Source organism: Cellulomonas sp. T2.31MG-18 (assembly GCF_964266755.1).
Taxonomy (GTDB): Bacteria; Actinomycetota; Actinomycetes; order Actinomycetales; family Cellulomonadaceae; genus Cellulomonas.
Genome location: NZ_CAXWGW010000001.1, coordinates 243724 through 255365 on the forward strand (window position 1 = coordinate 243724; position 11642 = coordinate 255365).

The 11642-nt window shown below is 70.7% G+C and carries 7 protein-coding genes; all 7 read left to right on the plus strand.

Annotated elements, in window-relative coordinates; all coding sequences use genetic code 11:
• Window positions 1-323 precede the first annotated feature (323 nt).
• The 7 genes from dnaA to gyrA all read left to right on the plus strand — a co-directional run bounded on the left by dnaA (window position 324) and on the right by gyrA (window position 11586).
• On the plus strand, window positions 324-1826 hold the full coding sequence (gene dnaA, locus ACFQTY_RS01100) for a chromosomal replication initiator protein DnaA (RefSeq protein WP_378096047.1): 1503 nt from the start codon (window positions 324-326) through the stop codon (window positions 1824-1826).
• Between the two features lie 757 nt (window positions 1827-2583).
• Window positions 2584-3714 carry a DNA polymerase III subunit beta gene (gene dnaN, locus ACFQTY_RS01105; protein WP_378096050.1) on the plus strand — a complete coding sequence of 377 codons (1131 nt, stop codon included), beginning with the start codon at window positions 2584-2586 and terminating at the stop codon, window positions 3712-3714.
• A gap of 43 nt (window positions 3715-3757) precedes the next feature.
• Window positions 3758-4687, plus strand: a complete 930-nt coding sequence (gene gnd, locus ACFQTY_RS01110) for a phosphogluconate dehydrogenase (NAD(+)-dependent, decarboxylating) (RefSeq protein WP_378096053.1) — start codon at window positions 3758-3760, stop codon at window positions 4685-4687.
• Window positions 4688-5926, plus strand: a complete 1239-nt coding sequence (gene recF, locus ACFQTY_RS01115) for a DNA replication/repair protein RecF (protein WP_378096056.1) — start codon at window positions 4688-4690, stop codon at window positions 5924-5926.
• On the plus strand, window positions 5916-6581 hold the full coding sequence (locus tag ACFQTY_RS01120) for a DUF721 domain-containing protein (RefSeq protein ID WP_378096059.1): 666 nt from the start codon (window positions 5916-5918) through the stop codon (window positions 6579-6581). The genes recF and ACFQTY_RS01120 overlap by 11 nt, the downstream gene beginning before the upstream one ends.
• A gap of 231 nt (window positions 6582-6812) precedes the next feature.
• Complete coding sequence (gene gyrB, locus ACFQTY_RS01125) at window positions 6813-8873, plus strand: DNA topoisomerase (ATP-hydrolyzing) subunit B (protein ID WP_378096062.1); 2061 nt, start codon at window positions 6813-6815, stop codon at window positions 8871-8873.
• Window positions 8874-8943: 70 nt separating this feature from the next.
• Window positions 8944-11586, plus strand: coding sequence for a DNA gyrase subunit A (gene gyrA / locus ACFQTY_RS01130; protein ID WP_378096066.1), 2643 nt, complete (start codon window positions 8944-8946; stop codon window positions 11584-11586).
• Window positions 11587-11642: the final 56 nt, after the last annotated feature.

Here is an 11642-nt window from a genome sequence, read left to right on the forward strand (position 1 = left end):
AGCAGGAGCCTTCAGAAGGCTGCACCACGGTACGCCGGGGGCTGGAGAAGGGTCAAATGGGCCCAGGCGCCCTGACTCTCGGGAAGGGTCCTGTCCAGTCGACACACCGACGACTCGCCGACCTCACCCTTTCAGACACTCCCACCACACCGGCGAACGGTTTAGCATCTGTGGTCGTCGCGCGGTCGAACGAACCGCCGTCATCGCCCCACGCACGCCTCGCGGCACACCCCTGCGCTTCGCACACAGGTGTGGACAACCGTGTGGACGGTGGCGTGCGTGCCAGACTCGGCGACCTTGGCGATCGAGTACGAGGGCGGGACGTGACACAGGACGACGAGCTGGCCGCAGTGTGGGGTCACGTGGTCGCGAACCTCGAGCAGAGCCCCGACATCACGCCTCGGCAGCTCGCCTTCGTCCGCCTCGCCCGTCCGCTCGCCCTCGTCGACGGCACCCTGCTCCTCGCCGTCGGCAACGAGCTGACCAAGGAGTACCTCGAGACCCGGGTGCGGGCCGAGGTGACCGACGCCCTCCGCGAGTCCCTCCAGCGCGAGGCCCGGTTCGCCATCACGGTCGACCCGTCCGTCGAGCAGGGCGCCTCGGGCTCCGGCGACGGACTCACCTCAGCTGCTGCGGTGACGGGTGCGGGCACCAGCGCGTCCCTCACGTCGGACGGTCTCGGTCATGACGGCGTGGGACGTCCGCCGCTCACCGTCGTACCCCCGGCCCCGTCCCCCGTCGCCTCGGCGGACGACCGGCCCTCGGCGGCGCACCGCCGCCCGCCGGTGGAGCACGCGCGGCTGAACCCCAAGTACCTGTTCGAGACGTTCGTCATCGGGTCGTCCAACCGGTTCGCGCACGCGGCCGCGGTCGCCGTCGCCGAGGCGCCGGCCAAGGCCTACAACCCGCTGTTCATCTACGGCGGCTCGGGACTGGGCAAGACGCACCTGCTGCACGCAATCGGGCACTACGCGCAGAACCTCTACCCGGCGATCCGCGTGCGCTACGTGAACTCGGAGGAGTTCACCAACGACTTCATCAACTCGATCTCCGAGGGCAAGGCCGGCGCCTTCCAGCGCCGCTACCGGGAGGTCGACGTGCTCCTCGTCGACGACATCCAGTTCCTGCAGGGCAAGGAACAGACGATGGAGGAGTTCTTCCACACGTTCAACACCCTGCACAACGCGAACAAGCAGGTGGTGCTGACCTCCGACCTGCCGCCCAAGCAGCTCAACGGCTTCGAGGACCGCATGCGGTCCCGCTTCGAGTGGGGCCTGATCACCGACGTCCAGCCCCCGGACCTCGAGACGCGCATCGCGATCCTCCGCAAGAAGGCCGGGTCGGAACGCCTCCAGGCCCCGGACGACGTGCTCGAGTACATCGCGTCCAAGATCTCCAGCAACATCCGCGAGCTCGAGGGTGCGCTGATCCGCGTCACGGCGTTCGCCAACCTCAACCGCCAACCCGTGGACCTCACGGTCGCGGAGATCGTCCTGAAGGACCTCATCACGGACGACGACTCCGCGGAGATCACGGCCACCGCGGTGATCGGCCAGACGGCCGCCTACTTCGGACTGACCATCGAGGACATCTGCGGCTCCAGCCGCTCCCGCGTGCTGGTCACGGCACGGCAGATCGCGATGTACCTCTGCCGTGAGCTGACCGACCTCTCCCTGCCGAAGATCGGCCAGGCGTTCGGCGGCCGCGACCACACGACGGTCATGCACGCCAACCGCAAGATCCGCGAGCTGATGGCTGAGCGACGGTCGATCTACAACCAGGTGACCGAGCTCACCAACCGCATCAAGCAGCAGAACCGGGGCTGACGGGACGATCGTCCCGCCCGTTGTCCACAGGGTTGAGCCCAGGCTGGGGATAACCCCCGACGGCTTGCGACAAACGTCGCCCGTCACCGAGCCCGACCACGACGCCCCGGCCCTCGCACCGCGCTGACCTGCAGCGACGTGCCGCCCATCCCACCCTCCACAGCTGGCGTACAGCCCCCGCCGGCCTCAGGAGTCGCCCGCCGGGAGCGCCCTTGGGCGGGCTCGAACAACCTTCATCCACTCCCTGAAACTTGCATGGGACGAATCGTCAACACCTGTGTACACACCTGTGGATGACGGTGGATGAGCTGCCGAATCGTGTGGACCGAATCAGACACGGCTGTGCGTCGCCGTGGACGACGAATCACACGTCCACCGACGTCCCCTGCCGGCACGCGTCACCCACAGGTCGCGTCCACACGCCGACGTGCCATGCGACCTGCGACGAGACCACCTCGTCCACACAGCCCACAGGTGCGATGACGACGACGACACTTCTTGTCATCCAGATCCGGTGCACACCGACGTCTGACAGGCGCCGACCCGACGCCGACCGACCCGCGCCGTGACGGCTGCTGCACCCCGAGCCGCCCACACCCCCAGCGTCGCTCGGTCGGGACCGGGGCGCCTCCTGTCCGGCCGACGGCCGTCGCGTAGTGTTCCGCTCAACCCGTGCCCCACCCCGACCGATGCACCGGCATGGTCGCGGCCCTACCGCGCACCGGGTGGCACGAGGTCCGACGACGAGGAGTGGCGCATGAGGTTCCGGGTCGACCGTGACGTCCTGGCGGACGCGGTGACGTGGACCGCGCGGAGCCTGCCGACCCGCCCTCCGGTCCCGGTGCTGGCCGGTGTTCGCATCGAGGCGGACACCACCGGCACGCTGCAGCTGTCGAGCTTCGACTACGAGGTGTCGGCCCGCTCCCAGATCCCCGCCGACGTCAGCGAGCCCGGCACGGTTCTCGTCTCCGGCCGGCTGCTCGCCGAGATCTCCCGTGCGCTGCCCGCCAAGCCCGTCGACGTGGTGCTCGACGGCACGAAGGTGCAGGTCACGTGCGGCGCGAGCCGCTTCACGCTGCTCACGATGCCGGTCGAGGACTACCCGACGCTGCCTGCGATGCCTCCCGTGGCAGGTGTCGTCGACGGCGAGGAGCTGACCCACGCGGTCGCGCAGGTGTCGGTCGCAGCCAGCCGTGACGACACGTTGCCGCTGCTCACGGGCGTGCGGATGGAGATCGACGGGGAGAAGGTCACGCTGCTCGCGACCGACCGCTACCGCCTCGCGCTCCGCGAGCTGTCGTGGAAGCCGGCGACGCCGGGGTACTCGAGCGTGGCCCTGGTCCGTGCGCGCACCCTCTCGGACGCAGCGAAGTCCCTCGGTGGCGCCGGATCGGTCACCGTCGCGCTGTCGACGGGCGGTGGTGTCGACCTGATCGGCTTCGAGGCGGGTGGCCGGCACAGCACGTCCCTGCTGGTGGACGGCGACTACCCGGCGGTGCGCCGGCTGTTCCCGGACGAGACCCCGATCCACGCCGTCATCGACAAGCCCGCGCTGACCGAGGCCGCGAAGCGCGTGGCACTGGTCGCCGAGCGCAACACCCCGATCCGGCTGAGCTTCACCGACGGTCAGGTGGTGCTCGAGGCGGGTCAGGGCGACGACGCGCAGGCGTCCGAGGCGCTCGAGGCGGTGCTGGTGGGCGAGCCGATCTCGGTGGCGTTCAACCCGCAGTTCCTGCTCGACGGCCTGGGCGCGCTGGACTCGCCGTTCGTCCGGCTGTCGTTCACGCACCCGAACAAGCCGGTCGAGTTCACCGGGCAGGCGGAGCTGAACGGTGAGGACTCCCAGGCGTACCGCTACCTGCTGGTCCCCATCCGCTTCGCCGGCTGACCGGCGTCTGCACCGCCACCGCGCGTAAGGCACAGTGGGGCCCATGCACATCGGGTTGGTGGGTCTGGGCAAGATGGGTGCCAACATGCGCGAGCGCCTGCGGCGCGGCGGCGTGGAGGTCACGGGGTACGACCGCAACCAGGACGTCAGCGACGTCCCGTCGCTGGAGGCGCTGGTCCAGGCGCTGCCGGCCGGCGAGCGGATCGTCTGGGTGATGGTGCCGAGCGGCCCGATCACCGACGCGGTGGTGCACCAGCTGGCCGAGCTGCTGACCACCGGCGACGCCGTCATCGACGGCGGCAACTCGTACTACCAGGACGACAAGCCGCACGCGGACCTGCTCGCCGAGCGGGGCATCGGTTTCCTCGATGCCGGTGTCTCCGGTGGGGTCTGGGGCCTGGAGAACGGGTACGGGCTCATGGTCGGCGGCGACGCCGACCTGGTGGCCAGGGCGATGCCGGTGTTCGACGCCCTCCGACCCGAGGGCCCGCGGGCCGAGAGCTTCGTGCACGCAGGCGCCGTCGGCGCGGGCCACTTCTCGAAGATGGTGCACAACGGCGTCGAGTACGGCCTGATGCAGGCCTACGCCGAGGGGTACGAGCTGCTCGCGGCGAAGGACCTGGTCACGGACGTGCACGGGACCATCAAGGCCTGGACGCGCGGTACCGTCGTGCGTTCCTGGCTGCTGGACCTGCTGGTCGCGGCGCTGGAGCAGGACCCGGGCCTGGACAAGATCGACGACTGGGTCGAGGACTCCGGCGAGGGCCGGTGGACCGTCGACGAGGCGATCGAGCTCGCCGTTCCGGCCCCCGTGATCGCCGCGGCGCTCTTCGCACGGTTCGCCTCGCGGCAGGAGGAGTCGCCGGCGCTCAAGGCTGTCGCCGCCCTGCGCCAGCAGTTCGGCGGCCACGCGGTCCGAGCCGCCGGTGCCGACACCGTCACGCCCACGGCACCGCCCTCGTCCGAGGCCTGAGTGTTCGTCTCGCACCTGTCGCTGACCGACTTCCGCTCCTACGCCACCGTCGAGCTGCCGCTCGAGCCCGGCGTGACGGCGCTGGTCGGGCCCAACGGTCAGGGCAAGACGAACCTCGTCGAGGCGATCGGCTACGTCGCGACGCTGTCCAGCCACCGTGTACCGACGGATGCCGCGCTGGTCCGGTCAGGTGCGCAGCGTGCCGTGGTGCGGACGCGCGTGGTCCGCGACGGCCGCGCCACCACAGTCGAGCTCGAGATCACCCCCGGTCGGGCCAACCGGGCACGGGTCAACGGCTGCTCGCCGGTCCGGGCACGCGACGTGCTCGGCATCCTGCGGACCGTGCAGTTCGCACCGGAGGACCTGTCGCTGGTCAAGGGTGACCCCGACGGTCGCCGCCGCTTCCTCGACGAGCTGCTGGTCCAGCTCAGCCCCCGGATGGCGGCGGTGGTCGCGGAGTACGAGCGGGTGCTGCGACAGCGGTCGGCGCTGCTGAAGTCCGCCGGCGCCGCGATGCGCTCGTCCCGCGGGGCCGACCTGCGGACGCTCGACGTGTGGGACGGGAAGCTCGCCGAGACGGGCGCGCGGATCACGGTGGCGCGCCGGAGGCTGGTGGGCGCCCTCACCGGACCCGTCGCGGCGGCGTACGAGCAGGTCAGCGCGGGGCAGGGCGCGGCGCGGATCGTCTATCGCTCGTCGCTGCAGAACCTCGCGGCGACCGGTGCGCCGGAACGGGCCTCGGTGGACACGCCGGACCCGATAGGGGCCGACGACCAGCAGTCGGGCCAGCCGGCGCAGGCGCACCTCGTCGAGGCGCAGCTGCTCGAGGCGATGGGTCGGCTGCGCAGCAAGGAGATCGAGCGCGGCGTCAGCCTGGTCGGACCGCACCGCGACGAGCTGGTGCTGACCCTCGGCGAGCTCCCGGCGAAGGGGTACGCGAGCCACGGCGAGTCGTGGTCGTTCGCGCTCGCCCTACGGCTGGGATCCGCTTCGCTGCTGCGCACGGGCATCCACGACGACGAGGGCTGGTCGGCCGACTGGGGTCCGGACGGCGACCCGGTGCTGGTGCTGGACGACGTGTTCGCCGAGCTCGACTCGCGCCGTCGTGACCGTCTCGCGGAGCTGGTCGCACCCGCGGGCCAGGTGCTGATCACCGCCGCGGTCCCGGGCGACGTGCCCGAGGCGCTCTCCGGGGGGCGGGTCGACGTGATGGGCGGCGAGGTCGCCCGTGTCCTCTGACACGTCGGACCGGGACCGACCGTCCCCCCGGCGCCGGGCACCGGCGCCGTCCCAGGCGTCCGGCCGGCGCCGGGCGGCCTCAACGGGTTCGCGGCCGACGGCGCCCGCCGCCGCACCGTCCGACGGTGGGTCCGACGGTCCGTCCGACGCAGCTGCGACCTGGACGCCGACCCCCCCGGCCGAGGTCGCCCGCCGCGCGCTGGCCCGAGCCGTCCAGGCCGCCCGCGCCCGTGGTGTCCGCCCAGGTCAGCGCTCTCGCGCTCCGCTCATCGCGCCGCCCACCGCCGCCGGCCCGGACGGCCGCGACCCACAGCCGCTCGGCCGCATCGTCGGCCGACTGGTCAACGAGCACGGCTGGCAGGGCGGGCTGGTCGCCGGCCAGCTGCAGAACCGGTGGGCGGAGCTGGTCGGGCCGATGGTGGCCGAGAACCTGCGGTTCGTGTCGTTCGAGGCGGGGCTGCTCGTCGCGCAGGCGTCGTCGACGTCCTGGCGCACGCAGCTGGTGGGCATGGAGCAGGAGCTGCTCCGGGCCTTCGCCGCACGGCTCGGCGAGGACGTCGTGCTCGAGGTGCGGGTGCTCGGTCCCAGCACACCGACGTTCAACCGGGGCCCGCGAACGGTGCGCGGCCGGGGTGCGCGCGACACCTGGGGCTGACGCCGAGGCGGCCCGTCGACCCGCCCACAGGACCGGAGCCGTGACCACGTGGGGCCCGTCCGCCCCGGCGACCCGGCTCGAAGGCGTCCAGAGGGTAGACTGAGAGGGTCTTTCTGGCGCGTTCCGTGCCGGTCCTGAGACGAGAACTCCAACACCGTGGACTGATCCGCCCTGTCCGTCGCCGGGCGGCGCGCTCCGCGGCATGTGAAACCTTGAGGAGACGCGCCGCCCGTGGCTGACGAGACCACCCCGCAGGATCAGGACGGCACGACGAACGACCCGGCCCCCCGGCACCCGGAAGGGAACGGGGGGTACGACGCCAGCGCGATCACCGTCCTCGAGGGTCTCGAGGCGGTCCGCAAGCGTCCCGGCATGTATATCGGCTCCACCGGTGAGCGCGGCCTGCACCACCTGGTGTACGAGGTGGTCGACAACTCCGTCGACGAGGCGCTGGCGGGGTACGCCACCGACATCCAGGTGACGATCCTGCCCGACGGCGGCGTCCGGGTGGTCGACGACGGCCGCGGCATCCCCGTCGGCATCGTCGAGTCCGAGGGCAAGCCGGCCGTCGAGGTCGTGCTGACCGTGCTGCACGCCGGTGGCAAGTTCGGCGGTGGCGGCTACGCGGTGTCCGGCGGCCTGCACGGCGTGGGCGTCTCCGTGGTGAACGCGCTGTCCACGCGGGTGGAGGTGGAGGTCCGCACGCAGGGCTTCGTCTGGCGTCAGTCGTACCTGCGCGGCGCACCGGTCGCGCCCCTGGAGAAGGGCGAGCCGACCGACGTCACGGGCACGACCGTGACGTTCTGGGCGGACGACGAGATCTTCGAGACCACGGACTACGACTTCGAGACCCTGCGGTCGCGGTTCCAGCAGATGGCCTTCCTCAACAAGGGCCTGCGGCTGTCGCTCACGGACGAGCGCGCCCAGCACCAGGACGCCGACGACGAGGTGGCGGGCGGGGCGGACACCGACGAGGCGAAGGGTGCCAGCCACACCGTCTCGTACCGGTACGAGGGCGGCCTGATCGACTACGTGAAGCACCTGAACGCCGCCAAGAAGTACGAGGCGGTGCACCCGGAGGTCATCGACTTCGAGGCGGAGGACACCGAGCGGCGCATCTCGGTGGAGATCGCGATGCAGTGGACCGGCGCGTACAGCGAGTCGGTGCACACCTACGCGAACACGATCTCGACCACCGAGGGCGGCACGCACGAGGAGGGCTTCCGTGCGGCGATGACGTCTCTGATCAACAGGTACGCGCGCGACAAGGGCCTGCTGAAGGAGAAGGACGACAACCTCACCGGCGACGACATCCGCGAGGGCCTGACCGCGGTGGTCTCTGTCAAGCTCGGCGAGCCGCAGTTCGAGGGTCAGACGAAGACGAAGCTCGGCAACACGGAGGCCAAGACCTTCGTGCAGCGCGTGGTCAACGAGCGCCTCGGCGACTGGCTGGACTCGCACCCGTCCGAGGCGCGCGACATCATCCGCAAGTCGATCCAGGCCTCTGCTGCCCGCATGGCGGCGCGCAAGGCGCGCGAGGCGACCCGTCGCAAGGGTCTGCTCGAGTCGAACTCGATGCCGGGCAAGCTCAAGGACTGCCAGTCGAACAACCCCGCCGAGTGCGAGGTGTTCATCGTCGAGGGTGACTCCGCCGGCGGTTCGGCGGTCCGCGGCCGCAACCCGCGCACGCAGGCGATCCTCCCGATCCGCGGCAAGATCCTCAACGTCGAGCGCGCGCGGCTGGACCGCGCGCTCGGCAACCAGGAGGTGCAGTCGCTGATCACGGCGTTCGGCACCGGCATCGGCGAGGACTTCGACGTCTCCAAGCTGCGGTACCACAAGATCGTGCTGATGGCCGACGCCGACGTCGACGGCCAGCACATCCGCACGCTGCTGCTGACGCTGCTGTTCCGGTACATGCCCGAGCTGATCAAGCAGGGCCACGTCTACATGGCCCAGCCTCCGCTGTACCGGATCAAGTGGACCAACGCCGAGCACGACTACGTCTACTCCGACCGGGAGCGGGACGTGATGCTGGCCGACGGTCAGGCGAGCGGCAAGCGCCTGCCCAAGGAGAACGCGATCCAGCGGTACAAGGGTCTCGGTGAGATGGACTACTCGGAGCTGTGGGAGACGACGATGTCGCCCGAGCACCGGACGTTGCTGCAGGTCACGTTGGACGAGGCCGCCGCGGCGGACGAGACGTTCACCGTGCTGATGGGCGAGGACGTCGAGTCGCGTCGCTCGTTCATCCAGCGCAACGCCAAGGACGTGCGGTTCCTCGACATCTAGGCGACCGGGCTGCCGGGGGCGGGCGCCCCCGGCGTGCACCGCAGCAGCCGCACGACGGACGAAGGGCATCATGAGCGAGACAACCGGTCCCGACGGGATCGAGCACGGCCGCATCGACCAGGTCGACCTGCAGCTGGAGATGCAGCGGTCGTACCTGGACTACGCCATGGCGGTCATCGTCGGGCGTGCGCTGCCGGACGTGCGCGACGGCCTGAAGCCGGTGCACCGCCGCGTGCTCTACGCGATGTACGACGGCGGCTACCGGCCCGACCGGCAGTTCTCCAAGTGCAGCCGCGTCGTCGGCGACGTGATGGGCAAGTTCCACCCGCACGGCGACACGGCGATCTACGACGCGCTGGTCCGCCTGGTGCAGGACTGGTCGATGCGGTACCCGCTGGTCGCCGGCCAGGGCAACTTCGGCTCCCCGGGCGACGACCCCGCCGCGGCCCCGCGGTACACCGAGTGCAAGATGGCCCCGCTCGCCATGGAGATGGTGCGGGACATTGACGAGGACGCCGTCGACTTCGGCGACAACTACGACGGCCGCACGCAGGAGCCGCTGGTCCTGCCCAGCCGCTTCCCGAACCTGCTGGTCAACGGCTCGGCCGGCATCGCCGTCGGCATGGCGACCAACATCCCGCCGCACAACCTGCGCGAGGTCGCGGCCGGGGTGCAGTGGCACCTGGACCACCCGGACGCCACCCGTGAGGAGCTGCTCGCGGCGCTGCTCGGGCTGATCAAGGGCCCGGACTTCCCGACGGGCGCGACCATCCTGGGCCACAAGGCGATCGAGGAGGCGTACCGCACCGGCCGCGGCTCGATCACCATGCGTGCGGTGGTGGAGGTCGAGGAGATCCAGGGCCGGCAGTGCCTGGTGGTCACCGAGCTGCCGTACCAGGTGAACCCCGACTCGCTGGCGAAGAAGATCGCCGAGCTGGTGCGGGAGAACCGGGTGGGCGGCATCGCCGACATCCGCGACGAGACCTCGGGCCGCACCGGCCAGCGGCTGGTGATCGTCCTCAAGCGCGACGCCGTCGCCAAGGTGGTGCTGAACAACCTCTACAAGCACACCCAGCTGCAGGACACCTTCGGCGCCAACATGCTGGCGCTGGTCGACGGCGTCCCTCGGACGCTCAGCATCGACGCCTTCATCCGACACTGGACCACGCACCAGCTGGACGTCGTCGTCCGGCGGACCCGGCACCGGCTCGCGGAGGCCGAGCGCCAGATCCACATCTACCGCGGGTACCTCAAGGCGCTCGACCAGATGGACGCCGTGATCGCCCTGATCAGGGCGTCGTCGAGCGCCGAGGCCGCCCGGGACGGCCTGATGGAGCTCCTCGAGATCGACGAGGAGCAGGCGACCGCGATCCTGCGGATGCAGCTGCGCCAGCTGGCCGCCCTGGAGCGGCAGCAGATCCTCGACCGCTACGCCGAGCTCGAGGCCAAGATCGCCGAGTACAACTCGATCCTCGCCTCGCCGCAGCGGCAGCGGGACATCGTCTCGACCGAGCTCGGGGAGATCGTCGACAAGTACGGCGACGAGCGCCGCACGCGCATCCTGCCCTTCGACGGCGAGGTCTCGGTGGAGGACCTCATCGCCGAGGAGGAGATGGTGGTCACCATCACCCGCGGCGGCTACGCCAAGCGGACGCGCAGCGACAACTACCGGGCGCAGCGCCGGGGCGGCAAGGGCGTGCGCGGCGCACAGCTGCGCGAGGACGACATCGTCGACCACTTCTTCGTCACGACGACGCACCACTGGCTGCTGTTCTTCACCAACCTCGGCCGCGTCTACCGCGCCAAGGCGTACGAGCTGCCCGAGGGCGGCCGCGACGCCAAGGGTCAGCACGTCGCCAACCTGCTGGCGTTCCAGCCGGACGAGCGCATCGCCCAGGTGCTCGACCTGCGTGACTACGGCCAGGCGGAGTACCTGGTGCTGGCCACGCAGCGCGGGCTGGTGAAGAAGACGGTCCTGTCCGAGTACGACTCCAACCGTTCGGGTGGCGTGATCGCCATCAACCTGCGCGAGGACGAGGACGGGAACCCGGACGCGTTGGTCTCGGCGCGGCTGGTGAACGCCGACCAGGACCTGATCCTGGTGTCGCGCAAGGGTCAGTCGGTGCGGTTCACGGCGTCCGACGAGGCGCTGCGTCCGATGGGCCGGGCGACGAGCGGCGTCACCGGCATGAAGTTCCGGGGCGACGACGAGCTGCTGGCGATGGACGTCGTGCGCGAGGACGCGTACCTGTTCACGGTCACCGAGGGCGGTATCGCCAAGCGGACCGCGCTCACGGTCGAGAACTACCGGCAGCAGGGTCGCGGCGGCCTCGGCATCAAGGTGGCCAACCTGCCGGAGGCCAACGGCGACCTGGTCGGTGCCCTGGTGACGGACGCCGACGACGAGGTCCTGGTGATCATGGAGCGCGGCAAGGTCGTCCGGTCGGCCACCTCCGAGGTGCACGCGACGGGCCGGAGCACGCAGGGCGTCATCTTCGCGAAGCCCGACTCCGGCGACCGGATCATCGCCGTCGCACGCAACACCGAGCGACACCTCGGCGAGGATGCCGGTAGCGTGGGTACGGACAACGGCCGCGGACCGGACGGATCAGACCTGCCGGACAGCACCGCCGTGGCCATCGGACCCAACCCGGGACCCGTGTCGGACGGTGCCCAACCACCGACCGAAGGTGAGCCCGCGGAGGACGCATGACCGACGCCCCACCGCCATCGATCCCGCCGCGCAAGCGACCGTCCCCTGCGACCCAG

Bases quoted from the DNA above. Each gene is read 5' to 3' on its own strand.
- dnaN (WP_378096050.1), top strand. From the start codon at position 2,584: ATGAGGTTCCGGGTCGACCGTGACGTCCTGGCGGACGCGGTGACGTGG.
- gnd (WP_378096053.1), top strand. From the start codon at position 3,758: ATGCACATCGGGTTGGTGGGTCTGGGCAAGATGGGTGCCAACATGCGC.
- gyrA (WP_378096066.1), top strand. From the start codon at position 8,944: ATGAGCGAGACAACCGGTCCCGACGGGATCGAGCACGGCCGCATCGAC.